General features: G+C 66.6%; 19 protein-coding genes. 8 read left to right on the top strand and 11 right to left on the bottom strand.

Annotated elements, in window-relative coordinates; translation table 11 throughout:
* Nucleotides 1–34: 34 nt before the first annotated feature.
* The 3 genes from pgi to CI15_RS15865 form a co-directional block, all read right to left on the bottom strand.
* The gene (pgi, locus tag CI15_RS15875; RefSeq protein ID WP_062129277.1) at nucleotides 35–1,657 is read right to left on the bottom strand and encodes a glucose-6-phosphate isomerase; all 1,623 of its coding nucleotides are present in this window, start codon (nucleotides 1,655–1,657) and stop codon (nucleotides 35–37) included.
* 131 nt (nucleotides 1,658–1,788) lie between these two features.
* Nucleotides 1,789–3,450, bottom strand: coding sequence for a bifunctional ADP-dependent NAD(P)H-hydrate dehydratase/NAD(P)H-hydrate epimerase (locus tag CI15_RS15870; protein WP_062129276.1), 1,662 nt, complete (start codon nucleotides 3,448–3,450; stop codon nucleotides 1,789–1,791).
* A 177-nt stretch (nucleotides 3,451–3,627) separates the two neighbouring features.
* Complete coding sequence (locus CI15_RS15865) at nucleotides 3,628–4,923, bottom strand: FAD-dependent oxidoreductase (protein WP_062129275.1); 1,296 nt, start codon at nucleotides 4,921–4,923, stop codon at nucleotides 3,628–3,630.
* Between the two features lie 313 nt (nucleotides 4,924–5,236).
* Between CI15_RS15865 and purL the strand changes: the two genes are divergently transcribed.
* On the top strand, nucleotides 5,237–9,319 hold the full coding sequence (gene purL, locus CI15_RS15860) for a phosphoribosylformylglycinamidine synthase (protein WP_062129274.1): 4,083 nt from the start codon (nucleotides 5,237–5,239) through the stop codon (nucleotides 9,317–9,319).
* A gap of 133 nt (nucleotides 9,320–9,452) precedes the next feature.
* On the opposite strand, the gene CI15_RS15855 is transcribed toward purL, so the two are convergent.
* From CI15_RS15855 to CI15_RS15835, 5 genes are all read right to left on the bottom strand, one after another.
* Nucleotides 9,453–10,232, bottom strand: a complete 780-nt coding sequence (locus CI15_RS15855) for a peptidylprolyl isomerase (protein WP_062129273.1) — start codon at nucleotides 10,230–10,232, stop codon at nucleotides 9,453–9,455.
* Between the two features lie 10 nt (nucleotides 10,233–10,242).
* Nucleotides 10,243–10,554 (bottom strand): BolA family protein, encoded by a 312-nt coding sequence (locus tag CI15_RS15850; RefSeq protein WP_062129272.1) that lies wholly within the window; start codon nucleotides 10,552–10,554, stop codon nucleotides 10,243–10,245.
* Between the two features lies 1 nt (nucleotide 10,555).
* The gene (locus CI15_RS15845) at nucleotides 10,556–11,086 is read right to left on the bottom strand and encodes a septation protein A (protein ID WP_062129271.1); all 531 of its coding nucleotides are present in this window, start codon (nucleotides 11,084–11,086) and stop codon (nucleotides 10,556–10,558) included.
* 154 nt (nucleotides 11,087–11,240) lie between these two features.
* Nucleotides 11,241–11,663, bottom strand: coding sequence for a peptide-methionine (R)-S-oxide reductase MsrB (gene msrB, locus CI15_RS15840; protein ID WP_062129270.1), 423 nt, complete (start codon nucleotides 11,661–11,663; stop codon nucleotides 11,241–11,243).
* 47 nt (nucleotides 11,664–11,710) lie between these two features.
* Nucleotides 11,711–13,267, bottom strand: coding sequence for a protein adenylyltransferase SelO (locus tag CI15_RS15835; protein ID WP_062129269.1), 1,557 nt, complete (start codon nucleotides 13,265–13,267; stop codon nucleotides 11,711–11,713).
* A gap of 210 nt (nucleotides 13,268–13,477) precedes the next feature.
* Between CI15_RS15835 and CI15_RS15830 the strand changes: the two genes are divergently transcribed.
* The 3 genes from CI15_RS15830 (at nucleotide 13,478) to CI15_RS15820 (ending at nucleotide 18,733) form a co-directional block, all read left to right on the top strand.
* Nucleotides 13,478–15,148, top strand: a complete 1,671-nt coding sequence (locus CI15_RS15830; protein WP_062129268.1) for a 3-(methylthio)propionyl-CoA ligase — start codon at nucleotides 13,478–13,480, stop codon at nucleotides 15,146–15,148.
* Nucleotides 15,149–15,316: 168 nt separating this feature from the next.
* Nucleotides 15,317–17,407 (top strand): 3-hydroxyacyl-CoA dehydrogenase NAD-binding domain-containing protein, encoded by a 2,091-nt coding sequence (locus CI15_RS15825; RefSeq protein ID WP_062129267.1) that lies wholly within the window; start codon nucleotides 15,317–15,319, stop codon nucleotides 17,405–17,407.
* Between the two features lie 147 nt (nucleotides 17,408–17,554).
* Nucleotides 17,555–18,733: an acetyl-CoA C-acyltransferase gene (locus CI15_RS15820; RefSeq protein WP_062129266.1), complete on the top strand. Its 1,179-nt coding sequence runs from the start codon at nucleotides 17,555–17,557 to the stop codon at nucleotides 18,731–18,733.
* Nucleotides 18,734–18,772: 39 nt separating this feature from the next.
* Here CI15_RS15820 and CI15_RS15815 read toward each other — a convergent pair whose 3' ends face one another.
* Entirely contained in the window at nucleotides 18,773–19,300 is a 528-nt protein-coding gene (locus CI15_RS15815) for an LEA/WHy family protein (protein ID WP_082814220.1), read from the bottom strand.
* A 264-nt stretch (nucleotides 19,301–19,564) separates the two neighbouring features.
* On the opposite strand from CI15_RS15815, the gene CI15_RS15810 reads away from it, so the two are divergent.
* The 4 genes from CI15_RS15810 (at nucleotide 19,565) to CI15_RS15795 (ending at nucleotide 23,152) form a co-directional block, all read left to right on the top strand.
* Complete coding sequence (locus CI15_RS15810) at nucleotides 19,565–20,053, top strand: PaaI family thioesterase (protein ID WP_062129374.1); 489 nt, start codon at nucleotides 19,565–19,567, stop codon at nucleotides 20,051–20,053.
* Between the two features lie 74 nt (nucleotides 20,054–20,127).
* On the top strand, nucleotides 20,128–21,126 hold the full coding sequence (locus tag CI15_RS15805) for an NADP-dependent oxidoreductase (RefSeq protein WP_062129265.1): 999 nt from the start codon (nucleotides 20,128–20,130) through the stop codon (nucleotides 21,124–21,126).
* Nucleotides 21,127–21,170: 44 nt separating this feature from the next.
* On the top strand, nucleotides 21,171–22,052 hold the full coding sequence (locus CI15_RS15800; protein ID WP_062129264.1) for an SDR family oxidoreductase: 882 nt from the start codon (nucleotides 21,171–21,173) through the stop codon (nucleotides 22,050–22,052).
* A 140-nt stretch (nucleotides 22,053–22,192) separates the two neighbouring features.
* Nucleotides 22,193–23,152: an alpha/beta hydrolase gene (locus CI15_RS15795; RefSeq protein WP_062129373.1), complete on the top strand. Its 960-nt coding sequence runs from the start codon at nucleotides 22,193–22,195 to the stop codon at nucleotides 23,150–23,152.
* A 76-nt stretch (nucleotides 23,153–23,228) separates the two neighbouring features.
* On the opposite strand, the gene CI15_RS15790 is transcribed toward CI15_RS15795, so the two are convergent.
* Nucleotides 23,229–24,095, bottom strand: coding sequence for an NRDE family protein (locus CI15_RS15790; protein WP_062129263.1), 867 nt, complete (start codon nucleotides 24,093–24,095; stop codon nucleotides 23,229–23,231).
* 173 nt (nucleotides 24,096–24,268) lie between these two features.
* Entirely contained in the window at nucleotides 24,269–25,339 is a 1,071-nt protein-coding gene (ygfZ, locus tag CI15_RS15785; RefSeq protein WP_062129262.1) for a CAF17-like 4Fe-4S cluster assembly/insertion protein YgfZ, read from the bottom strand.
* Nucleotides 25,340–25,411 lie beyond the last annotated feature (72 nt).

Raw genomic sequence — 25,411 nt, 5'->3', positions numbered from 1 at the left:
CATTGCACGCCGATCCGCACTTCAAACATCCAACTCAGCGCTTCAATGCGGCCCGCGCCCGCGCGATCAACGTCGACGTGGACGAGTCATGCTTCTTCACATCGGCAGTTGCCGCACCGAGATCGGCCTCGACCACCTTGCCGAGGATCTTGCCGAGTTCGACACCCCATTGATCGAACGGGTTGATGTTCCACACCGACGCCTGCACCAGCACCTTGTGCTCATAAAGCGCGATCAGCGCGCCGAGCGTGCGGGCGGTCAGCGCGTCGAGCAGCAGCGTCGCAGTCGGGCGATTGCCGGGGAACGTGAGGTGCGGCGCGAGTTCGGGCTTGTCGGGACCGGCCACCTTCTTCGCTTCCTCCAGCGTGCGGCCCAGCATCAGCGCTTCGCTCTGCGCGAAGCAGTTCGCGAGCAGCTTCGGATGATGGCTCACGAGCGGATGCTCGGGAGTCAGCACCGCGATGAAATCGATCGGCACGATCGTCGGGCCCTGGTGCAGCATCTGGAAGAACGCATGCTGGCCGTTTGTGCCCGGTTCACCCCACGTGACCGCGGAGGTCGCATAGTCGACCATCGCACCGTCGAGGCGCGCGGACTTGCCGTTGCTTTCCATTTCGAGCTGCTGCAGATACGACGGCAGAAAATGCAGCGCCTGCGAATACGGCGCGACCAGATAGCTCTGCGAGCCGAAGAAGTTGCGATACCAGATGCCGATCATGCCGAGCAGCACCGGCAGGTTCTTCTCGAGCGGCGCGGTGCGGAAATGCTGGTCCATCTCGTTGGCGCCGGCAAGCAGCTCGTTGAACTGCTGCGGACCGATCGCGATCATGATCGACAGACCGACGGCCGACCACAGCGAATAGCGCCCGCCGACCCAGTCCCACATCTCGAACACGTTCTCTTTCGCGATGCCGAACTTCACGACTTCGGCCGGATTCGCCGACACACCGACGAAGTGCTTCGCGAGCGCATCTTCCGGGCAACCCTTGTGGATGAAAAAGTCGCGCAACGAGCGCGCATTGGTCATCGTTTCGAGCGTCGTGAAGGTCTTCGAGACGATGATCGCGAGCGTTTCTTCGGGATCGATCTGCTGCATCACGTTGTACAGATCGGCGCCGTCGACGTTCGACACGAAGTGCGTCGAGATCTCAGGCGTGGCGAGATGATGCAGCGCGTGCACGACCATCTTCGGCCCGAGATCCGAGCCGCCGATGCCGATGTTCACGATATGACGAATCCGCTTGCCGGTGTAGCCGGTCCAGGCGCCGCTGCGAATCTGCTCGGCAAATGCGGCCATTTTCTTGCGCTCGGCCTGCACTTCGGCGAAGAACGGCGCGTTCGGGTCCGTTGCGCGCAAGGCGGTGTGCAGCGCGGCGCGGCCTTCGGTCGGATTGACGACTTCGCCCGCGAACATCGCGTCGCGGCGCTTCTCGACGCCCGCTTCACGCGCGAGTTGCACGAGCAGCTGGAGGGTTTCGTCGGTGATGCGGTGCTTCGAGAAATCGGCTGCGAGACCGCCGCCCGCGAACGTGAAGCGTTCGGCGCGCGTGGGAGCGGGATCGTTCTCGGGGGCGAACCAGTCGCGCAGATGTGCATCGCGAATCGTGTCGTAATGCGTCTGCAACGAGGACCAGGAGGGGAGCGAGTTCTGGGTCATAGCGTCCGTCTAACCAAGGGGGCACGAAGGAAGGCGCGCGCATGAAGCGCGGCCGAGAAATGATGCGGCGCAGACAACCAGTATAGCGGGGATGCGTGACGGGGAGCAGGGCGTTGCGCGCGACGCGCGCGTCAGGCAACGGTCGTTGGATAGAACAGCCGGTTCAACAAGGTGCGCACCATCGGCGCCAGTTCGCCGGCTGTCAGACCCGCGGGGCCGTGGCCTTGCGCGCTCAACGTATCGGCGGCGAGGCCGTGCAGATAAACGCCCGCGAGCGCTGCCTCGAAGCGCGGCAGATGCTGCGCGAGCAGCGCACCGATGATGCCGCCGAGCACGTCGCCGGTGCCGCCCGTCGCGAGCGCGGCGTTGCCGGTCGGGTTCAGTGCGAGGCGGCCGTCGGGCGCCGCGATGATCGTGCCGACGCCCTTCAGCACGACGACGCTCGCAAAGCGCGCCGCGAGCGCGCGCGCGGCCGCGAGCCGGTCGCGCTGCACGCTCGCCGCATCGCTGCCGAGGAGACGCGCCGCTTCGAGCGGATGCGGCGTCAGGATGCACGGATCGCCTTGCACGCCGCGCGCGGTGACGTTCGCGGCGAGCGCGGTGTCTTGCGCGATCAGGTTCAGCGCGTCGGCATCGAACAGCTTCGGCACGTCGAGTTGCAACACGTCGTGCAGGACCCGCGTCGCGCGTTCGCCGTGGCCCATACCGCAGCCGATCGCCAGTGCGTCCATCGCGTCGAGCGGCAGCGTGTCGATCGGATGCAGCATCAGTTCCGGGTGCGGCGGATCGTAGGGCGGGGCGCCTTCGCCGAGCAGCGCGACGTGGACCTTGCCCGCGCCGGTGTAGAGCGCCGCGCGCGCCGCGAGGATCGGCGCGCCGCACATGCCGGTGTCGCCGCCGACCACCGCGAGACTGCCGAAGGTGCCCTTGTTGGTCGCGAAGTCGCGCGCGGGCATGAAGGGGCCGAAGAGCTCGGGGGCACTGAGCTGGATCGCGGCACGCGGGACGCTCGCGACGCCTGCGTCGGCGTCGCCGTTGATTCCCGCTGCGAGCCCGATCGGTGCGACCGTCACCCGGCCGGCAAGGTCGCGGCCCTGCGCGGTGAAAAGCCCCGGCTTCGCGCCGATGAACGTGATGGTGTGGGTCGCGTGGACCGCCGCCGCGCCGTTGCCGCCGATCACCGCGCCGGTGTCGCTGTCGAGCCCGCTCGGCACGTCGAGCGCGAGCACGGCGCCTTGTGTCGCACGCGTCTTCGTGCGCTGCGACAGCAATCGCGCCACCGCCGCAAACACGCCGTCGAGCGGCCGCGCGAGGCCGATGCCGAACATGCCGTCGACGAGCCAGCCGTAGCCATCGAGCGAGGCGGGCGGCGCGGTATCGATCGGCACGCCCGCGGCGCGCGCGGCGTCGAGCGCCCAGCGCGCATCGGCGGGCTTCACTTCAACCGGCATGCAGACCTCGACGGCGATGCCGGCCTTGTGCAGCTCCGTTGCGACGACCAGCGCGTCGCCGCCGTTGTTGCCAGGACCCGCGACCAGCCACGCGCGCTGCTGCGATTTCGTCATCGACGAATCCGCGGCGATGCGTTCGAGCAGCCAGCGGGCAGCCGCATGGCCGGCGCGCGCCATCAGCGTGTGCTCGGGCAACGCAGCGGCGGCCTGGGATTCGGCGATTCGCAAGTCGGTCAGCGTGAGCAGCGACCACGCGCGCGGCGGCGAGTCGGTCAGCGAGTCGATTCGCGGATCGGTCAGCGGGTCGAACAGGGTGGGCAGCGAATTGTTTGCGTCTGTCATGGCGAAACCGGGCGGTGCGCCCGCGGCGCGGCGGGCAGACTTTGGAATCGCTATGGTAGTGCCGATAGGCACGCGACGTGCGGCTGTTTCGGTGTGTGCCGGCGCAATGGCGCGATGAGCGCGGAGGTGTCGGGAGCGGGCGGTCAGCCGCCACACCCCCAGAAGGAGCGCGAACCGTTACTGGAACCGCTCCGGCCGCATCGCCGCGAGCGTGTCCGGCGGCAGCGTCGGCGTCTGGCCCGACATCAGCTCGGCAACGAGCTTGCCCGCGCCGCAGGCAAGGCCCCAGCCGGCCGGCCCATGCCCGACGTTGACGAACAGCCGCGGATGCAACGCGTTGCCGATCACCGGCAAGCCATCGGGCGACAACAGCTTCACACCTTCCCACGGCAGCGCCGCCGAAATGCGCGCGGCGCCCGGAATCCAGTCGTGCGTCGCCTGGCCGAGCAGCGCGAGCGCCTCTTTGGTCAGCGCTTCGCCGAGCGGCTTGTCGATCTGGCTCGCACTTTGCAGCACCGCGCCGCCCGCGATCCGCAGCCGATGGTTCATCCGGCTGACACCGATGCGCTTGACCGCATCGACGATCGCGACGTGCGGCGCGCATTCCTCGTGCGCGATCGGCGCGACCAGCGAATGCAGCCGCAGCGGATAGAGCGGCAGCCTGAGCCCCGCGCGCTCGAGCAGCGCGAGGCTGCCGTAGCCGGCCGCGACCACGACCGCGTCGGCGTGCACCACGTCGATTTCGCGCGAGCGCGGCGCGTTATCGCGTGGCGCCAGTTCGACCGCCGCGCGCTCGTTTTCGAGCCGAATGCCGGTCACCTCGCAGTTCGGCATGAACTGCACGCCGCCCAGCGTATCGAGCACCTGTTTGACGAGCTTCGTGAACAGCGGACAGTTCGCGGTGCGCTCATGCTCGAACAGTACGCCGCCGGCGAATTCGGGATCGGTCGGCACCGCATGCTCGAACGCCGCGCATTCGGCCGGGCTCAGCACGTGATGGGGCACCTCGAAGCGGCCCAGCAGATCGAGCGCAGGCGTGCTCAGCTCCCATTCGTGCGCGGCGCGCACGAGGTACAGGAGGCCGCTCGCCTGTTCGAATTCGAGGCCGAAGCGGGCTTCGACGTCGGCCATCGCCTCGCGCGACGATTCGATCAGCGGCCGCAACAGCGCATACTGGCGCGCGAACGCCTCGGGCTCCTGCCATTCTGCGAGCTGCTTGACGAACTGCCGCGCGGCGCCGTTGAAGCCGGTCTTGCTGATCACGCCGTTCTTTGCGTTGTAGCGGCTCGCCATAAAGGTCGGGCCGAACCAGACGTCGAGGGGCGTGGGCAGCACGGTGCCGCCTTGTCCATAGGTGGCGCCTTGCGCGACGGTCGCGTGACGCTCGACGACGCATACCCGGTGGCCGGCCGCGCGCAGGTGATAAGCGGTGGCGACGCCCGCTATCCCGCCGCCAATGACGATGACATCCATGCTCTGATTCGATATGCCGACGGGCGGCTCGCGCGCGTTCCCGTTGGGTGTGACATGCGGCGCGCCGCCGGGTGTTGCCCGGGTTGCACGTGCCGATCTGGTGAAACGCGAATGATAGCAGTCAAAGCACCCGCGCGGCGACGCCACGAGCAGCGCGGCGAGGGCTCGCGCGGCACCGCGCGGGCCGCTGCCCACCCACCCCGGAGCCCGTCGGAGACCCGTTCCCGGGGTATAATCCCGGACTTCCTTTCCGCCTCACGTCGCCTGCATGCGCGACTCTCCGGCATCATTGAGCGACGCAACGTCAAGTCCCATGGCCCACTTCTCGTGTTTCCCCGGCGCTTCGGCCCTTTCCGATTTCCGTCAAACCCGCCTGCTCGACACGCTCACGCGCATCGACCCGAATATCACCGGCGTGCGCGGGCAATATCTGCACTTCGTCAACGCCCAGACCGAACTGTCCGCTGAAGACAGCGCGAAGGTCGAGGCGCTGATGCACTACGGCGATCCGTTCGAAGCCGGCAAGGAACGTGGCGCCGTCGAGACCTTCCTCGTCGTGCCGCGCTTTGGCACCGTCTCGCCGTGGGCCAGCAAGGCAACCGACATCGCGCATCATTGCGGCCTCACGCAGGTGCGGCGCATCGAACGCGGCGTCGAGTACACGGTCACGCTGAAAAGCGGGCTGCTCGGCGGCAAGAAGGCGCTCTCCGACGAAGCGCGCGCGGCCGTCGCCGCGGTGCTGCACGACCGCATGACCGAGAGTGTCGCGCCGTCGCGCGACCATGCACAGCATCTGTTCGACGAACTGCCGGCCAAGCCGCTGCAAACCGTCGACGTCCTCGCGAACGGCCGCGTCGCGCTCGAGACCGCCAACGCGGAGCTCGGCCTCGCGCTCGCCGACGACGAAATCGACTACCTCGTCGACGCCTTCACGAAGCTCGGCCGCAACCCGACCGACGTCGAACTGATGATGTTCGCGCAGGCCAACAGCGAGCACTGCCGCCACAAGATCTTCAACGCGGACTGGACGATCGACGGCGAGAAGCAGGACATGTCGCTGTTCAACATGATCCGCAACACCGAGAAGCTGAACCCGCAGGGCACGATCGTCGCGTATTCGGACAACTCGGCGATCATGGTCGGCGGCATGGCCGAGCGCTGGTTCCCGCGTACGCCGGCCGAGCTCGGCGCAAGCGAATTGCCCGAGCATTACGGTCGCAGCGTCGAGCTTACGCACACGCTGATGAAGGTCGAAACGCACAACCACCCGACCGCGATCTCGCCGTTCCCGGGCGCCGCGACCGGCGCCGGCGGTGAAATCCGCGACGAAGGCGCGACCGGCCGCGGCGCGCGTCCGAAGGCGGGTCTGAGCGGCTTCACGGTGTCGAACCTCGAACTGCCGGAGGCCGTCGAGGTGTGGGAAAACGCGCGCGACAACGCCCAGCCGCTCGCCCAGCGCAACCCGGCCGACCACCACGGAGCGTACGGCCGCCCGGATCGCATCGCCTCGCCGCTGCAGATCATGATCGACGGCCCGCTCGGCGGCGCCGCGTTCAACAACGAATTCGGCCGTCCGAACCTGGGCGGCTACTTCCGTGCCTACGAGCAGAACGTCGCGGGTCTCGTGCGCGGCTATCACAAGCCGATCATGATCGCGGGCGGCATCGGCAATATCTCCGACCAGCACACCCACAAGCACGATCTGCCGGAAGGGTCGCTGCTGATCCAGATCGGCGGCCCGGGCATGCGCATCGGCATGGGCGGCGGCGCCGCGAGCTCGATGGCGACCGGCACCAACACCGCCGAGCTCGACTTCGACTCGGTGCAGCGCGGCAACCCGGAAATCGAGCGGCGCGCGCAGGAAGTGATCAACGCATGCTGGCAGCTCGGCGACCGGAACCCGATTCTCAGCATTCACGACGTCGGCGCGGGCGGTCTGTCGAACGCGTTCCCCGAAGTCGTCGATGGCGCGGGTAAGGGCGCGCTGTTCGAACTGCGCAAGATCCAGCTCGAAGAGAGCGGGCTGTCGCCGCGCGAAATCTGGTCGAACGAAGCACAGGAGCGCTACGTGCTGGCCATTGCGCCGGCCGATCTGCCGGCGTTCGAAGGGATGTGCGAGCGCGAGCGCTGCCCGTTCGCGGTGATCGGCACGGCCACCGCCGAGCGTCAGCTGAAGCTGATCGATGCCGAACTGCAGGCAGGTGCGCATCAGCCGGTCGACATGCCGATGGAAGTGCTGCTCGGCAAGCCGCCGCGCATGCATCGCGACGTGAAGCGCGTCGAACGCAAGCTCGAACCGGTCGACGTGACCGGCCTCGCGCTGCAAGAGGTCGCGCAGAGCGTGCTGCGTCATCCGACGGTCGCGAGCAAGTCGTTCCTGATCACGATCGGCGACCGTTCGGTCGGCGGCACGACCGCGCGCGACCAGATGGTCGGCCCGTGGCAGGTACCGGTCGCCGACGTCGCGATCACGACGATGGATTACGCGGGCTTCAGCGGCGAAGCAATGACGATGTCCGAGCGCACGCCGCTCGCCGTCATCAATGCGCCGGCCTCGGGCCGCATGGCGGTCGGCGAAGCGATCACGAACATCGCGGCGGCGCCGATCGCGTCGCTCGACAAGCTGAAGCTGTCGGCCAACTGGATGGCCGCGTGCGGCGCGCCGGGCGAAGACGCGGCGCTCTACGACACCGTCAAGGCGATCGGCATGGAACTGTGCCCGGCGCTCGGCATCGGCATTCCGGTCGGCAAGGATTCGCTGTCGATGCGCACGCGCTGGGAAGAAAGCGGCGTCGCGAAAGAAGTGGTCGCGCCGGTGTCGCTGATCATCTCGGCATTCGCACCGGTCGAAGACGTGCGCCGCCACCTGACGCCGCAATTGCGTCGCGTGAGCGAAGTCGGCGAGTCGGTGCTGATCGCGATCGATCTCGGCCGCGGCAAGCATCGTCTTGGCGGCAGCATCCTCGCGCAGGTCACGCAGCAGGTCGGCGACACGGTGCCCGATGTCGACGATCCGGAAGATCTGAAGCGCTTCTTCAACGCGATCCAGGCGCTCAATCGCGACGGTAAGCTGCTCGCGTACCACGACCGCTCGGACGGCGGCCTGTGGGCAACGGTTTGCGAAATGGCGTTCGCGGGTCACGCGGGCGTGTCGCTGAACGTCGACATGCTGGTGCTCGACGAGCACCACGAATCCGATTATGGCGACGCGAAGGATTGGGCGAAGCAGACCAGCGGCCGTCGCGAAGACCGCACGCTGCGCGCGCTCTTCAACGAAGAGCTCGGCGCCGTCGTGCAGGTGCGTGCGGCCGATCGCGACGCGGTGCTCGCCGCGCTGCGCGAGCAAGGTCTGTCGGCGTGCTCGCACGTGATCGGCAAGACCAACGAGCGCGATGTGATCGAGATCTATCGCGATGCGAAGAAGGTCTACGAAGCACCGCGTGCCGAACTGCATCGCACGTGGAGCGAAGTGAGCTGGCGCATCGCGCGTCTGCGCGACAACCCGGCTTGCGCCGACGCCGAATACGACGCCTTGCTCGACGCGGCCGACCCCGGCATCACGCCAGTGCTGAGCTTTGATCCGGCCGACGACGTCGCCGCACCGTTCATCGGCAAGGGCGCGCGTCCGCGCGTCGCGATCCTGCGCGAGCAGGGCGTGAACTCGCATCTGGAGACGGCCTATGCATTCGATCGCGCCGGTTTCGATGCGCACGACGTGCACATGAGCGATCTGCTCGCGGGTCGCGCGAACCTGGCCGATTTCGCGGGCGCGGTCGCATGCGGCGGCTTCTCGTACGGCGATACGCTGGGCGCCGGCGAAGGCTGGGCGAAGACGATCCGCTTCAATGCGCAACTGGCCGACATGTTCGCCGCGTTCTTCGGTCGCGAGGACACGTTCGCGCTCGGCATCTGCAACGGTTGCCAGATGATGAGCAGCCTCGCGTCGATGATCCCCGGTGCCGAGGCGTGGCCGAAGTTCACGCGCAACAAGTCGGAGAAATTCGAGGCGCGTTTCTCGCTCGTCGAGGTGCAGGCATCGCCGTCGATCTTCTTCGCTGGCATGGAAGGCTCGCGCATCCCGGTCGCGGTTGCGCACGGCGAAGGCTATGCGGACTTCTCGCAGCAGGGTGACAAGTCGAAGGTCGCGGTCGCGATGCGCTATGTCGATCACCGCGGTCAGGCAACCGAGCAGTATCCGTTCAACCCGAACGGCTCGCCCGAGGGCATCACCTCGGTCACGACGGCCGACGGCCGCTTCTCGGTGCTGATGCCGCACACGGAGCGCGTGCATCGCGCGGTGCAGATGAGCTGGCATCCGCAGGGCTGGGGCGAGATCGGCACGGACGCGAGCCCGTGGCTGCGCGTGTTCCAGAACGCGCGCCGCTGGCTCGGTTGATGGGTCAAGGGGCTGCCGCCACGTGCGGCGGCTCCGCACCTCGCAGCAACAAAAAAGCCGCCCACGGGCGGCTTTTTTACATTCAGGCTTCAGCGGCAGGCGGGCTATCCGAAGACGATCCGCCCGCTGAGATTCACTGAATCTTCGCGTTCTTGCGCAGGTTCTCTTCGAACGCCTGCAGCTTTTCCTGCTGGATCTGCTGGACGATCTGCGCGCGCACCTGCTCGAGCGGCGGCGGCGTGACGGCACGCACGTCGTCGACACGGATGATGTGCCAGCCGAATTGCGTATGCACCGGCGTGTCGGTCATCTGGCCTTTCTGCAGATGCGTGGCCGCGTCCGCGAATTCAGGCACGTAGGCCTTCGGGTCCGACCAGTCGAGGTCGCCGCCGTTCTTGCCCGATCCCGGGTCCTTCGAGTACTGCTTGGCCAGATCTTCGAAGCTTGCGCCGGCCTTGATCTTCGCGATCAGGTCCTTCGCCTGCTGCTCGTTGTCGACGAGGATATGGTGCAGGTGATATTCCTTGCCGCCCGCGTCCTTGACCAGCGCGTTGTAGCGCGCGGTGACTTCCGCGTCGGTCGGCTGGTTGTTCTTCACGAAGTCTTCGATCAGCGCGCGCAGCACGACGGTTTGTTGCGCGACCGCGATTTGCGCCTTGACGTCCGGACGGTTCGGCAGACCGCGACGAATGGCTTCCTGCATCAGGATTTCGCGATTCACGAGCTCTTCGCGCACGGCCTGCTGCAACTGCGGCGTGTCTTGCTGGCCCTGGTGAACCAGTTGTTCGATCAATGCATCGGCGCGCGACTTCGGAATCGGCGTACCGTTCACGACGGCGATGTTCTGTGCGAATGCAGGTGCGGCCGCAAACGCAGCCAGCAATACCCAGAGGCGGGTTTTCTTCAAGGTCATCGAAAGGTTCCTAGCGGGGCAACAAAGCAAATTCTTCGGGCGTATACGCCGTGATGGCAAGGGCATGAATGCCGCGCTGCATGGCATCGGCCAGCGCATCATACACCATGCGATGCCGCGCCACGCGGGGCTTGCCGGCAAATGCGACGGCCACGATCGTGACACTGAAATGACCGCCGGCGGCGGCGCCGGCGTGTCCCGCGTGCTGCGCGCTGTCGTCGGTGATGCGGATCGTTTCGACGGGCGCGAGCGCGGCCGTGAGACGCGCCTCGATCAGCGCGGCGCGCTCGGCGGTGCTCGCGTGCATGAACAGGTCGCTCATGTCATTCCTCTTTCATGTACTTTGACAGCCACAGGCTCTGTCCGACGATGAACACGAGCAGGCAGCCCGTTGCGCCGAACAGCTTGAAATTGACCCACTGATCGGTCGTGAAGTGATACGCGACGAACAGGTTCAGGAGGCCGAGCAGCACGAAAAACACCGCCCAGATCAGGTTCAGCTTGCCCCAGATCGCGTGCGGCAGCGCGATCTGCTTGCCCATCATCGCTTCGATCAGGTTCTTGTTGAAGCCGAACTGAGAGACGACTAGCGCGACGGAAAACGCCCAGTACAGCACGGTCGGCTTCCATTTGATGAAGGTGTCGTTGTGCAGCACGAGCGTCGCGCCGCCAAATACGACGACGACGCCAAGGCTCACCCACAGCATCGGATCGACCTTGCGGTGGCGGAACGCCACCCACGCGATCTGTACCAGCGTGGCGACGATCGCCACTGCCGTCGCCGTGAAAATGCCCCAGATCTTGAAGGCGACGAAGAACAGGATGATCGGGAACAGATCGAACAGGAATTTCATTATCTGGTCGGGAAGTCGGAGAGTGGGTCGAACGGTGAAAAGCGCCCGCATGGTGCGCGCGGTGCCCGCCGGCGAAGGCGAGCCGCATGAGAAAGGCGCCGCGCGCGATTCGCGCCGCGGCGCCCGAAGCCGGCAGGCCCGCTGCCGCGCCGCGTTACTTGGGCTCGAATTGTAACGCAGCCGAATTGATGCAGTAACGCAGACCGGTCGGCGCCGGCCCGTCCTCGAACACGTGGCCCAGATGCGCGCCGCAGTTCTTGCACTGCACCTCGATACGCAGCATGCCGTGCGAGCGGTCGGTCTTCTCGGCGATCACCTCGCCGTTGATCGGCCGGAAGTAGCTCGGCCAGCCGCAGCCGGCGTCGAACTTGGTGTCCGATTCGAACAGCGGCGTGCCGCAGCACACGCAGTCGTAGACGCCGCGATCCCAGTGATCGCTATAGCGGCCCGTGAACGGGCGTTCGGTGGCCGCGTGGCGCGTCACCTGATATTCGATGTCGGACAGCTGCTCGCGCCATTCGGCGTCGGTTTTCTGCACGGCGGGGGTGTCATGCTTGAGATCGTCGGGGTTGCTCATGGTCGGGTTCCTGTCTCGGGTTTGTCTCGGTGTTTTCTGGCGACGCGTCAGGACGAACAGCTCACTTCCAGCGAACTTGCCCAGTCCGGCGGCAGGCCCGCATAGGCCGCGTATTCGGGCTGTTCGTCGAACGGGTGACGCAGCACGGCCGCAAGCCGTTCCACCTCGGAGAAATCCTTCTCCTTCGCGCGCTGGATCGCGGTTTCCGCCAGATGGTTGCGAAGTACGAATTTGGGGTTCACGCGGTTCATTGCAATGGCGCGCGCGGCGTCGTCGCGCGACTCAACGGCCAGCCGCGCGCGGTAGTCGTTCGCCCATGCGTCGAAGGCGGCGCGATCGAGGAACAGGTCGCGCGCCGGCGCATCGCCGCTCGCATCGTGTTTCGACAGGCGCGCGAGGTGGCGGAACGTCAGCGTGAAATCGGCGCGGTTCGCGTGCATCACTTCGAACAGCCGGTTGACGAGCGCGTCGTCGCCGTCGCGTGCCTGTTCGAGGCCGAGCTTCGCGCGCATGCGGTTTTCGAGCGCCGGCGCGAAGCGTTCCTTGAAGCCGGCGAGCACGTGCTGCGCATCTTCGACCGACTTCTCGGCGCGCACGCTTTCGTCGTGCCGTGCGCCGAACAGCGGCAGCAGTCCTTGCGCGAGGCAGAAGAGGTTCCAGTAGCCGATTTGCGGTTGCAGCCGATACGCATAACGCCCCTGCGTGTCGGAGTGATTGCAGATGTGGCCGGCGTCGAAGCCATCCATGAAACCGAACGGGCCGTAGTCGATCGTCAGACCGAGGATCGACATGTTGTCGGTATTCATCACGCCGTGACAGAAACCGACCGCCTGCCAGTCGACCATCAGATCTGCGGTGGAGCGCACCGCTTCGGCGAGCAGCGCCAGATACGGATCGTCGGCTTCCTTGCAATGCGGATAGAAGCGCTCGATCACGTGGTCGGCCAGTGCGCGCAGCGCGTCGACGCGATCGTTCGCATAGAAGTGCTCGAAGTGGCCGAAGCGCACGAAGCTCGGCGCGACGCGCGTGAGCACCGCCGCGGTTTCGATCGTTTCGCGCCGCACCGGCTGGTCGGAGCCGATCACGCACAACGCGCGCGTGGTCGGAATGCCGAGATGATGCATCGCCTCGGAGCACAGATATTCGCGGATCGACGAGCGCAGCACCGCGCGGCCGTCGCCCATGCGCGAATAGGGCGTGCGGCCCGCGCCTTTGAGTTGCAGTTCGAAGCGCTCGCCGCCGTGTTCGAGCTCGCCGAGAACGAGCGCGCGACCGTCGCCGAGCTGGCCGGCCCACACACCGAACTGATGGCCCGAGTACACCGACGCATAAGGCAGCGCGTCGGCGGGCCAGTCGCGTGTCGCGTTGCCGCAGAACAGCTCGACGAAGCCCGGATCCCGCTCGATGCCCTCGGGCAGCCCGAGCTGCGCGGCGGCCTCGGCCGAGAAGCCGACGAGGTAGGGCGCATCGAGCGGCGCGGCGGGCAGGCGCGTCAGAAACGTGCCGCCGAGCCGCGCGAACGCGTTGGCTGGGGGAGTGGCGAGGGTGTTGGAAAGATCCGTCAAAGCTGCGGATGGGCCTGCAATGCTTGGGGAAAACGACATGTTGAGCGCCTCTGGATTAACCGATATTGTAATTCCGCGCCCGCGGCGGTGCTGGCCGGCCGCCTTCATCGTTCGGACCATGCCGCTGCTTTCGACGCCGCCACGATCTTCCGCCTCGCGCTGCCTGGCGCGTCATCCGTTTCACGATCACGTATCCAGCCGGACCCAACTACAACCATCGACACTCACGAGCCGAGGAGACTCCGCCTTATGACGACGCCGCTGCTGGGCCAGATGATGGACGTGCCGCTCACCGTGTCATCGCTGCTCGCGCACGCCGCGCGGCATTTCGGCAGCACCGAGATCGTGTCACGGCGCATCGAAGGCGATCTGCATCGCTACACTTATCGCGATTGCGAGAAGCGCGCGAAGCAGCTCGCGCAGGCGCTGCTCGCGCTCGGCGTCGAAGCGGGCGACCGGGTCGGGACGCTCGCATGGAACGGCTACCGGCATCTCGAAGCGTATTACGGCACCACCGGCTTCGGCGCCGTGTGTCACACGATCAACCCGCGGCTCTTCCCCGACCAGATCGCCTACATCATCAATCACGCCGACGACGCGTACGTGCTGTTCGACATCACGTTCGCCGCGCTGGTCGACACGCTCGCGCCGCAGTGCCCACGCGTGCGCGGCTGGATCGCACTGTGCGATGAAGCGCATCGGCCGCCGATGCAAACCGAGGTGCTGTGCTACGAAACGCTGATGGACGGGCAGGACGGCCGCTTCGACTGGCCCGCGCTCGACGAGCGCCAGGCGTCCTACCTGTGCTACACCTCGGGCACGACCGGCAATCCGAAGGGCGCGCTGTACTCGCATCGCTCGACGGTGCTGCACGCGTTCGGCGCGGCGTTGCCCGATGCGATGAGCCTGTCCGCGCGCGACTCGGTGCTGCCCGTCGTGCCGATGTTCCACGTGAACGCATGGGGACTCCCGCATGCGACGCCGCTCGCCGGCGCGAAGCTCGTGTTCCCCGGCAAGGACCTCGACGGCAAGTCGCTGTACGAGCTGATGGAAAGCGAACGCGTCACGTGTTCGGCCGGTGTGCCGACCGTGTGGCTCGGTCTGCTGAACTATCTGCGCGAGGCGGGCGTGAAGTTTTCGTCGCTCGAGCGCACGGTGATCGGCGGCTCCGCGTGTCCGCCCGCGATGCTGCGCATCCTCGAGGACGACTACGGCATCCAGGTGATCCATGCGTGGGGCATGACGGAGATGTCGCCGCTCGGTACCTTGTCGAAACTGACGTGGGAGCAGAGCCAGCGGCCGCTCGCCGAGCAACGTAAGCTGCTCGAAAAGCAGGGCCATGTGATCTTCGGCGTCGACATGAAGATCGTCGGCGAGGACGGCCGCGCGCTGCCGTGGGACGGCGTCGCGTTCGGCGATCTGCACGTGCGCGGGCCGTGGGTCATCGACCGGTATTTCCGCAAGGACGATTCGCCGCTCGTCGACGGCTGGTTCCCGACCGGCGACGTCGCGACGATCGACCCCGACAGCTTCCTGCACATCACCGACCGCTCGAAGGACGTGATCAAGTCGGGCGGCGAATGGATCAGCTCGATCGAGGTCGAGAACGTCGCGGTCGCGCATCCGGCGGTCGCCGAAGCCGCATGCATCGCGTGCGCGCATCCGAAGTGGACCGAGCGGCCGCTGCTCGTGGTCGTCAAACGTGCGGGGCACGAACTCACGCGCGACGAACTGCTCGCGTTCTACGAAGGCAAGGTCGCGAAGTGGTGGATTCCCGACGACGTCGTGTTCGTCGACGAACTGCCGCACACGGCGACCGGCAAGCTGCAGAAGCTGAAGCTGCGCGATCTGTTTCGCGAACACGTGCTGCCATCGGCGCTGGAAGACAGCCGCAACTGTCCGCTGACACCCGAAGCCTAGGGGAAACCCCGTTCGTTAATAAATTGAACGTTCGTGCTTTTTTAGTGTATTCTGCCTGCTGACCCGGATCCCTCGTCTGAAAAAGCCTGACAATGAACAGGCTCGACGGACCGGACAGGCGGCGCATCAGGCGCCGCCTCATTGCATGGATCGCACGGAGGCACGCAGATGGCAGTGGACTACACAACTCATGACGGCGTGGCCGTCCTCACGCTGAACAATCCGCCCGTCAACGGGCTCGGACTGTCGACGCGAGCGGGTATCGTCGAAGGGCTCGAGCGCGCGCAGAACGATCCGGCCATCAAGGCGATCGTATTGACCGGCGCGGGCAAGGCCTTTTCGGGCGGCGCCGACATCACCGAATTCAACACGCCGAAGGCGACCCAGGAGCCGACGCTCGCGACCGTCATCAAGGCCGTCGAAGGCAGCGCGAAGCCAGTCGTCGCGGCCATCCACAGCGTCGCGATGGGCGGCGGCCTCGAACTCGCGCTCGGCGCGCATTACCGCGTGGCCGCGGCCGGCGCGCAGATCGCGCTGCCCGAAGTGAAGCTCGGCATCCTGCCGGGCGCGGGCGGCACGCAGCGTCTGCCGCGCGCGATCGGCCTCGAAGCGTCGCTGAACATGATCGTGTCCGGGGCGCCGGTACTCTCCGAAAAGCTCGCCGATTCGGGTCTGTTCGACCAGCTCGTCGCGAATCCCTCCGGGTTGGCCGAAGCCGCGCTCGCGTTCGCGCGCAAGGTCGGCGCGCAAGCCGGCCCGCATCCGAAGGTGCGCGATCGCAAGATCGAGCATCCGAACGCGGCCGGTTTCATCCAGTTCGCGCGCAATAGCGTCGCGGCCATCGCGAAGAATTTCCCGGCGCCGCACAAATGCATCGATGCGGTCGAAGCCGGCGTGAACGATGGCTTCGACAAGGGCCTCGCCTTCGAGCGCGAATGCTTCATGGCGCTCGTGCAGACGCCGGAGAGCCGCGCGCTGCGTCATGCGTTCTTCGGCGAACGCGCGGCAAGCAAGATTCCCGACGTGCCGTCCGATACGTCGGTGCGCGACATCAACCAGGTGGCCGTGATCGGCGCGGGCACGATGGGCGGTGGCATCGCGATGAACTTCCTCAACGCGGGCATTCCGGTCACGCTGCTCGAGACGAAGCAGGAAGCGCTCGAGCGCGGTGTCGCGACGATCCGCAAGAACTACGAGGCGACCGTCAAGAAGGGCAAGCTCAAGCCCGAGGTGATGGAAGAGCGGCTCGCGCTGCTGAGCCCGACGCTCTCCTACGACGACCTGAAGCATGCCGACATGATCGTCGAGGCCGTGTTCGAAGAGCTGGGCGTGAAGGAGCAGGTGTTCCGCCGGCTCGACGAAGTCGCGAAGCCCGGCGCGATCCTCGCGTCGAACACCTCGACACTCGACGTCGACAGGATCGCCGCGTTCACGAAGCGTCCGCAGGATGTGGTCGGCATGCACTTCTTCAGCCCGGCCAACGTGATGAAGCTGCTGGAAGTCGTGCGCGGCAAGGAGACCGCGAAAGACGTGCTCGCCACCGTGATGAAGCTCGCGAAAAAGATCAAAAAGACGGCGGTGGTGTCGGGCGTGTGCGATGGCTTTATCGGCAACCGGATGATCGAGCAGTACGTGCGCCAGGCGCTCTTCATGCTCGAAGAGGGCGCGCTGCCCGCGCAGGTCGACCGCGCGATGGAGAAGTTCGGCTTCGCGATGGGCCCGTTCCGGATGAGCGACCTCGCCGGCAACGACATCGGCTGGGCGATCCGCAAGCGTCGCTATCTGGAACGTCCGGACATGCATTACTCGAAGATCGCCGACCGTCTGTGCGAGATGGGCCGCTTCGGCCAGAAGACCGGCGGCGGCTGGTACGACTACAAGTCGGGCGACCGCACCGCGTATCCGTCGGGCGTCGTCAACGAGATGATCGGCGAGTACTCGAAGGAAACCAACACCGAGCGCCGCAAGATCAGCGACGAGGAAATCGTCGAGCGTCTGGTGTTCGCGCTCGTCAACGAAGGCGCGAAGATTCTCGAGGAAGGCATCGCGTCGAAGGCATCGGATATCGACATGGTCTATCTGACCGGCTACGGCTTCCCTCTCCATCGCGGCGGCCCGATGCTGTACGCGGACACGGTCGGGCTCTACAACGTCGAGCGCGCGATTCGCAACTATGCGGCGCGGGCGAACGGCGACGCGTGGCAACTCGCGCCGGGCATCGCGAAGCTGGCAGCCGTTGGGCGCGGATTCAACGGCTGAGAGCGGTTGCGCTCAGTGCACGGACTGAGCGGTGCGGGTTCGGCTCGCATCGCTCGCATGAAATGACAGAGGCGGCGCGGTGACGCGCGTTGAAGCGCCCGGCAGCGAGCCGGCGCGCCGCTCTCGACTTTGCAATTGGAGACACCCATGACTGACGCCGTAATCGTATCCACCGCCCGCACGGGCCTCGCCAAATCGTGGCGCGGCGGTTTCAACATGACGCACGGCGCGACGCTCGGCGGCCACGTCACGCAAGCCGCGGTCGAGCGCGCGAAGCTCGACCCGGCGCGCGTCGAGGACGTGATCATGGGTTGCGCGAATCCGGAAGGCGCGACCGGTGGCAATATCGCGCGGCAGATCGCGCTGCGTGCGGGTCTGCCGGTCAGCGTGCCGGGCATGACCGTGAACCGTTTCTGTTCATCAGGCTTGCAGACGATCGCACTTGCATCGCAACGCGTGATCGCCGGTGAGGGCGAAGTGTACGTCGCCGGTGGCGTCGAATCGATCTCGTGCGTGCAGAACGAGATGAACCGCCACATGATGACCGATGGCTGGCTCAACGAGCACAAGCCGGAAATCTACTGGTCGATGCTGCAAACCGCCGAGAACGTCGCGAAGCGTTATTCGATCTCGAAGGAGCGTCAGGACGAATACGGCGTGCGCTCGCAGCAGCGCGCGGCGGCCGCGCTCGAAGCGGGTAAGTTCAAGGACGAGATCGTGCCGTTGACGGTGCTCGCGGGCGTCGCCGACAAGGCGAGCGGCCGTCTCTACACGAAGGAAGTGACCGTCAGCGCCGACGAAGGCATTCGCGCCGACACCACGCTCGAAGGCGTGTCGAAGATTCGGACCGCGCTGCCGGGCGGCGTGATCACCGCGGGCAATGCGAGCCAGTTCTCGGACGGCGCCTCGGCTTGCGTCGTCATGAACGCGACACTGGCCGAACGCGAAGGGCTGCAGCCGCTCGGCATTTTCCGCGGCTTCGCGGTGGCCGGCTGCGAACCGGACGAGATGGGCATCGGCCCGGTGTTCGCGGTGCCGAAGCTGTTGAAGAAGGCCGGTCTCAAGGTCGAGGACATCGGCCTGTGGGAACTGAACGAAGCGTTCGCGGTGCAGGTGCTGTATTGCGCGGACAAGCTCGGCATTGCGCAAGACCGCCTGAACGTGAACGGCGGCGCGATCGCGGTCGGCCATCCGTATGGCGTGTCGGGTGCGCGGCTCGTCGGCCATGCGCTGATCGAAGGCAAGCGCCGCGGCGTAAAGTTCGTCGTCGTGACGATGTGCATCGGCGGCGGGCAGGGCGCGGCGGGTCTGTTCGAGATCGCGTGAGCGAGGCGCGAGCGCGGTCTCTATCCACCGCGTTCGTCGCTACTGCGAAGCCATGCCCGGCATCGTCAACGTGCCTTGATCGGTGAAGCGCGTCGTGCCGGTCAGGCCGCCGGCCAGCTTGCCTTGCAGCCGGTACGGGACCTGCCCGGACTGTGCCGCGCCCATGAGGCCGAGCGCCTGGCGCACCGCGGCGAACGCGGGCACGGTCAGCGGGACGCTGACGACGGTTTCGCCGAAACGTGGCACGGTGCCGCTCTGATCGCTGACACCGCTCGCGAACGGCTTGCCGTTCAGTTCGAGGTCGAGCGAGATACCGCTGAAGCTCACGGCGCTGTCGTTCGGATTCTGCACGCGCAGCTTCAGATTGAAGCGCATCTCGAGTCCTTCGCCCGCCAGCGGCTCGATGCCGGCGACGCTGACGCGCAACGCATCGCCACCGAGCATGCCCGCGCAACCGTCGAGGATCGAGGCCGCGAACACGCCGCACAACGCGAGCACGAAAAGCCGCGACAGGGCCGAGCGGCGAGCGAACCGCAGCGCACGGCGGAATGACGCAAGAGAGGACATGGCCGGCACCTCGAAAGAAAGCGGGAAAGCGGAAAAGCGGGAAGAGGATGAAACGAAAACAGAAAACATCCGGGCTTCGTTCTGCATTCTAGCGGTCGAACCTGCCGGGGGTGGCAGATTAAACGAGCCCGAACGCGGGCCGGAGATAAAATGCATCGCTTCGATGGACTGCTCCCGCGCGCCTCGACCCGAGTCGGTCGCCAGCAGGACGTACCACGCACGAGCTGCACCTATACGCACTTCGCACGCACTCCGATGACCGCCATGACCGAGCCAACCCCTTCCGCCACACCGGGCACGCCTTCGCTGCCCGAAAGTCCCTTCGTCGATCGTCTCGGCGCGCAGCTGCGATCCGCCGCCGATGGCGTCAGCGAAGTCGTGCTGCCGTTGCAGCCCGATCATATGAACACGTGGGACGTCGCGCACGGCGGCGTCACGATGACACTCGCCGACGTCGCGCTCGCGATGGCCGCGCGCAGTCTCGCGGGCGATGGCATTGGCGTCGTCACCGTCGAGATGAAGGTCAACTTCATGCAACCCGGCCGCGGCGAGTTGCGCGCGACCGGCCGCGTGCTGCATCGCTCGACGACGATGGCCTATTGCGAAGGCGAGATCCGCGACAGCGAAGGGCACTTCGTCGCGAAGGCGCTCGGCACCTTCAAATATATGCGCCGCCTCGCGGTGGGCCGCGATGTCACGCGACAACGTCTGCGCAGCGATCCGACCGCGAAGCCCGGTCCAAGCGACGGCTGAGCGGGCATCAGATTCAACATCAGGCCTGGATCCGAAGGATGCAGGTCAATGCACCAACCCAAGGAGACGACCTCATGGCCCAGATCAACCGCCAATTGCTGCTGGTTTCGCGCCCCCAAGGCGAAGCCACGCCCGATAACTTCAAGCTCGTCGAAACGCCGCTCGCGCCGCTCGCCGACGGCGAAGTGCGGGTGCGCAACCACTATCTGTCGCTCGATCCGTATATGCGCGGACGCATGAACGACAGCAAGTCGTACGCGGCGCCGCAGCCGCTGAACGAAGTGATGATCGGCGGCACGGTCGGCGAGGTCGTCGAGACGCGCAACCCGAAGTTCGCGGTCGGCGACAAGGTCGTCGCGATGTTCGGCTGGCAGGAGTACGGCACCTCGAACGGCGCGGGCATGCAGAAGGTCGACGACACGCACGTGCCGCTGTCGGCGTATCTGGGCCCGGTCGGCATGCCGGGCGTCACCGCATGGTATGGGCTGAACCGCATCATCGCGCCGAAGGCGGGCGAGACGGTGGTGGTCAGCGCGGCGAGCGGCGCGGTGGGCAGCGTGGTCGGGCAGCTGGCGAAGGCGGCGGGCGCACGCGCGGTCGGTATCGCGGGCGGCGCCGACAAGTGCCGCTATGTGGTCGAGACGCTCGGCTTCGACGCGTGCGTCGACTACAAGGCCGGCAATCTGTACAAGGACCTGAAGGCCGTCACGCCCGATGGTGTCGATGGCTACTTCGAAAATGTTGGCGGCGAGATGCTCGATGTGACGCTCGCGCGCATGAACGCGTTCGGGCGCATCGCGTTGTGCGGCTTCATCGCCGGCTATGACGGCCAGCCGCTGCCGCTGAAGAATCCGTCGCTGATGTTGACGCAGCGTTTGCTCGTGCAGGGCTTTATCGTCAGTGAACATATGGAGGTGTGGCCCGAAGCGCTCAAGCAGCTCGGCACGCTCGTCGCGCAGAAGAAGCTGCAGTATCGCGAGACGATCGCGCAAGGCATCGAAGCCGCGCCCGAAGCGTTCATCGGTTTGCTGAAGGGCCGCAACTTCGGCAAGCAACTCGTCAAGCTGATCTGAGCATGTCCCAACGGCAAGCCGCCGTGCAACCAGGAAGTCACAGGATGTTCGAATTCGCAGGCAAGGTGGCGGTGATCACCGGCGCGGGCAGCGGCTTCGGCCGCGCGTTCGCGCACAAGGGCGCCGCGCTCGGCATGAAGCTCGTCCTCGCCGACGTCAACGCCGACCCACTCGCGCAAACCGTCGACGCATTGCGCGAAGCCGGCGCCGACGCGATCGGCGTGCCGACCGACGTCGCGAACCCGGCACAGGTCGAGGCGCTCGCGCAGGCGGCGCTCGCCGCGTTCGGCAAGGTGCACCTGCTGTTCAACAACGCGGGCGTCGGCACCGGCGGCTTCCTGTGGGAAAGCTCGGCGAACGACTGGTCGTGGGTGTTCGGCGTCAACGTGATGGGCGTCGCGCACGGCGTGCGTGTGTTCGCGCCGATCATGCTCGCGCAGAACGAGCCCGCGCATATCGTCAATACGGCGTCGGTGGCGGGGCTGCTGGCGCCGCCGGCGATGGGCATCTACAACGCATCGAAGCATGCGGTGGTGGCACTGACCGAGACGCTCTATCACGACCTGAAGCTCGCGCAGGCCGGCACAGGCGGCGAGGTCGGCTGTTCGCTGCTGTGTCCCGCCTTCGTGCCGACCGGCATCGCGGATGCCGAGCGCGCGCGTCCTGATGATCTGCGCAACGCGAGCCGGCCGACGCGCTCGCAGATCGCGGCCGGCAAGCAGTTGCAGCGCGCGGTGCAGGCGGGCAAGCTCAATGCCGCCGATGTCGCCGATCTCACGTTCGAGGCCATCGCCGTGCGGCGTTTCTATATCATCACGCATCCGGGCATCATGGCGACCGTGAAGCTGCGTCACGAGGATATCGAGCAGTTGCGCGAACCGTCCGATCCGATGTCGCTGAAGCCCGAGGTGAAGAGCGCGGAGTAGCGGGCCGCCTTCGTGATCGGTCGTACGGCCGCTGCTGTGGCCGCTCTTGTGGCCGCTCATATGGCTGATGCCCCGGCCCCCATCAATCATTGGTGTACCCGCGCCGCCCGATGCGCGCCGCGCGTCACGTTGCCGAAACCATGCCGCTGAATCCCACGATCGAGCAGGTGCTCGACATGATCGCGCGGGCCAAACGCCCGCAGTATCACCAGATGAGCGCGCAAGCGGCGCGCGCGTCGTACGAGAAAAGCGCGCCGATCCTCGAGATCGCGAGCGCGCCGATGTTCTCCGTCGAAGACCTGCGCGTGCCGACGCGCGACGGCGCGACGATCCGCGCGCGCCTCTATTTCCCGGTCGAGCCGAACTGGGCCGAGCCGATGCCGGCGCTCGTGTACTACCACGGCGGCGGTTTCACGGTCGGCAGCGTCGACACGCACGATGCGCTGTGCCGCATGTTCGCGCGCGACGGCCAGTGCGCGGTGCTGTCGGTCGATTACAGGCTCGCGCCCGAGCACAAGTTCCCGACCGCCGTCGACGACGCCTTTGACGCCCTGAGTTGGCTACACGCGCACGCGGCCGAATTCGGCATTGACGGCGCGCGGCTCGCGGTGGGCGGCGATAGCGCGGGCGGCACGCTCGCGACGGTCTGCGCGGTGCTCGCGCGCGACGCCGGCATCGCGCTCGCGCTGCAATTGCTGATCTATCCGGGCACGACCGCTCATCAGCAGACCGATTCGCACTCGCGCCTCGCCAGCGGTTTCCTGCTGTCGGGCGACACGATCCAATGGTTCTTCGAGCAGTACGTGCGCGACAGCGGCGATCGGGACGACTGGCGTTTCGCGCCGCTCGACGGCGAGCGCGGCGCGCCCGATTTTCATGGCGTCGCGCCCGCGTGGATTGCGACGGCCGAATACGATCCGCTGAGCGACGAGGGCGATGCCTATGCGGAGAAACTGCGCGCGCTCGGCAATCCGGTCACGCTCAACCGCTACGCGGGCATGATCCACGAATTCTTCAAGATGGGCGGGTTCGTGCCCGAAGTCGGAGAGGCGCATGCGGAGGCCGCGGCGGCGTTGCGCGCGGCATTCGGCATCGGGTGAGGGCGCAGCGGGTGAGGGTGACTCGGGTGAAGGTGACTTCCGCGCCGCGCTGAGCGGCACGCCGGTCGTTAGACGATCACGCGACGCTCAGCCGGTCGCGCTCGACATTGAACGCGAAGCTGCGCTCGTAATCGCCGGGTCGCACGATCCGGTGCGAGCCGTTGTCGTCGCTGCGCTCGGCGACCGCGACGCCGATCACGTCGCCATACGCGGCGACGCGCAACCCCGTGGTGCTGCGCGTGCCGTACTCGGGCGATTCGATGAACGCCGCCGACAGCACGCGCTCGCGCTCGAGCGGAATGCCGGTCGACGGCAACTCGTCGTCGCGCGCGAGGCGCGGATCGCGCATCAGGTCGATCAATCGTTCGAGCGGCGGCATTGCATCGCGCGCGAGCAGCGTGCCGAGCTCCGCGCGCTTTCTGACGAGTTTCGGCCACGCGGTATCGAGCACCGCGTTCGAGATGCCGTGCGTGCCCGGCGCGAGCAGCGCGGGGCCGCTGTGTGCGTCGACCGCGCCGCGATTGCAGTACCACGCCAGCTCGCGACGCGTCCAGTCGCCGACCAGCAGATTGAAGCCGTTATAGATGTCGCCGGTTTGCGCGACGTGCTGCAGATACGCGAGCGGCGTCTCGTGCGGATTGCCGTCGGCGTCGCGCGCGGCGCTGGTCAGCCAGTCGCTGACGAGCGTGCCGCGGGTCGGCGCATCGGCGCGCATTTCGCCCGGCGCGCGGTAGTTGGTCAGCGCGGCGAAGCGGCCGTCGCGCGACAGGCCGAGCCACGTGCCGCCGCCCACGAGGTCGCGGCCCGCCAGCACGCCCGGCGCGTCGCGCCACCAGCCGATCGGCTCGGCGGTGCGGCGGAAGAACTCGTCGCGATTCGCGGCGAGCGTGAACAGCGGACCATCGACCGCATCAGGTCGCCAGTCGAAAACGATCAGGCACATCGGGGAGCGTCTCCCGGTCAGAGCATGGAGCGGCCGTCTGAGGCAGCCAATGGCAGGCAGCGGATGTCAGGCAAAAGCAGAAATCCGCAAAAATCGGACGAGAATAAAGCAGCCAATAAAAAACGGCGCCAGATTGCGCCGCTTTTCGCGCCGCTTTTCGTCCTCTCCGGCGCTCACACCTCGGCCGGCAATCCATAGGGCAGTGTCAGGAAGCGCAGCGCGGGTCCGTCGGCCGCGCCGAGATGCACCGTGCCGCTCTCGAGCGCCGCGAGCTTGAGCTCGACCAGCAGATCGACGCCGCCCGCCTGGGCCGATGCCGCGTTGACGATCATCCCGCACGGCTGACCCGGATCGTCCGAGTGGAATAGCTCGGTGCCGGGGCGCACCGTTTCAAGCTCGCCGGCGACGTTGGCGAGCGAGGTGCGCCGCTTGATCGTGCCGCGATACTGGCTGCGCGCGACCACTTCCTGACCCGGATAGCAGCCCTTGCGGAAATTGACCGCGCCGAGCACGTCGAAGTTGACCATTTGGGGCACAAATTGCTCGACGACCGGCTGCGTGATGCGCGCCTCGCCCGCACGGATATCGAGCCAGTCCCACACCGCCGGCGAGACGCGCTTCAGTTTGCCGTCGAGCGACGGCAGCAGCGCTTCGACCTGCGCCTTCGGCCCGATCCACAGATAGCGCAGGTGTCCCAACGCATCCGGCACGCGGATCAGCGTGCCGGCCGCGCCGTCGACCTGCACGTGCACACCGTCGGGCAGCGCGTCGAACACGCCGGAGAGCGCGCCGCGCACGTCGCCCGCGAGGCCGATCACCCCGAGCTCGCCGCTCGCGTCCACGAGCTTCGCCTTGGCGCGCAGCACGAACATCGACAGACGCTTTTGCACCGCGGCCTGCAGGTCCTTCGACACCAGCAGGCGGATCGTGTCGCCGCTGCGCCAACTGAGGAACGACGCGAGCAGCCGGCCTTTCGCCGAGCAGTAGCCGGCGAGGCGCGCGTTCGCGGCGTCGAGATGCTGGACGTCGTTGGTCAGTTGGGCATGCAGGAAGCTCGCCGCGTCGTCGCCGGTCGTGTCGATCACGCCGAACTGCGGCAACGGCATGTAGGCGCCATGTCCCTGTTCGAGCACGGCGGCGAATTCCTCGGCCGACGGGCGCGGCAGCACCGGCAATGCCGCGGGCGCCGCGACGGGAGCATGAGCTGAGGCGTGACCAGATGCACTAACGATCGGTGTGTTCATGGATTCCGGGAACAGTCAATTCTGACTTTGGCTAGGGCAAACAGTTATTATATTCAGTCCAACCCTGCTACG

Source organism: Paraburkholderia monticola (genome assembly GCF_001580545.1).
In the GTDB taxonomy this organism is placed as follows: Bacteria; Pseudomonadota; Gammaproteobacteria; order Burkholderiales; family Burkholderiaceae; genus Paraburkholderia; species Paraburkholderia monticola.
Note: the sequence above shows the minus strand (reverse complement) of the source record. Positions and strands in the feature narration are given on the sequence as shown.

Coding starts and splice junctions, on each gene's coding strand:
- CI15_RS15795 (WP_062129373.1), top strand. CDS start 22,193: ATGCCGCTGAATCCCACGATCGAGCAGGTGCTCGACATGATCGCGCGG.
- CI15_RS15825 (WP_062129267.1), top strand. CDS start 15,317: ATGGCAGTGGACTACACAACTCATGACGGCGTGGCCGTCCTCACGCTG.
- CI15_RS15845 (WP_062129271.1), bottom strand. CDS start 11,086: ATGAAATTCCTGTTCGATCTGTTCCCGATCATCCTGTTCTTCGTCGCC.
- CI15_RS15850 (WP_062129272.1), bottom strand. CDS start 10,554: ATGAGCGACCTGTTCATGCACGCGAGCACCGCCGAGCGCGCCGCGCTG.
- CI15_RS15805 (WP_062129265.1), top strand. CDS start 20,128: ATGGCCCAGATCAACCGCCAATTGCTGCTGGTTTCGCGCCCCCAAGGC.
- CI15_RS15855 (WP_062129273.1), bottom strand. CDS start 10,232: ATGACCTTGAAGAAAACCCGCCTCTGGGTATTGCTGGCTGCGTTTGCG.
- purL (WP_062129274.1), top strand. CDS start 5,237: ATGGCCCACTTCTCGTGTTTCCCCGGCGCTTCGGCCCTTTCCGATTTC.
- CI15_RS15810 (WP_062129374.1), top strand. CDS start 19,565: ATGACCGAGCCAACCCCTTCCGCCACACCGGGCACGCCTTCGCTGCCC.
- msrB (WP_062129270.1), bottom strand. CDS start 11,663: ATGAGCAACCCCGACGATCTCAAGCATGACACCCCCGCCGTGCAGAAA.
- CI15_RS15835 (WP_062129269.1), bottom strand. CDS start 13,267: ATGTCGTTTTCCCCAAGCATTGCAGGCCCATCCGCAGCTTTGACGGAT.
- pgi (WP_062129277.1), bottom strand. CDS start 1,657: ATGACCCAGAACTCGCTCCCCTCCTGGTCCTCGTTGCAGACGCATTAC.
- CI15_RS15815 (WP_082814220.1), bottom strand. CDS start 19,300: ATGTCCTCTCTTGCGTCATTCCGCCGTGCGCTGCGGTTCGCTCGCCGC.
- CI15_RS15870 (WP_062129276.1), bottom strand. CDS start 3,450: ATGACAGACGCAAACAATTCGCTGCCCACCCTGTTCGACCCGCTGACC.
- ygfZ (WP_062129262.1), bottom strand. CDS start 25,339: ATGAACACACCGATCGTTAGTGCATCTGGTCACGCCTCAGCTCATGCT.
- CI15_RS15820 (WP_062129266.1), top strand. CDS start 17,555: ATGACTGACGCCGTAATCGTATCCACCGCCCGCACGGGCCTCGCCAAA.
- CI15_RS15830 (WP_062129268.1), top strand. CDS start 13,478: ATGACGACGCCGCTGCTGGGCCAGATGATGGACGTGCCGCTCACCGTG.
- CI15_RS15865 (WP_062129275.1), bottom strand. CDS start 4,923: ATGGATGTCATCGTCATTGGCGGCGGGATAGCGGGCGTCGCCACCGCT.
- CI15_RS15790 (WP_062129263.1), bottom strand. CDS start 24,095: ATGTGCCTGATCGTTTTCGACTGGCGACCTGATGCGGTCGATGGTCCG.
- CI15_RS15800 (WP_062129264.1), top strand. CDS start 21,171: ATGTTCGAATTCGCAGGCAAGGTGGCGGTGATCACCGGCGCGGGCAGC.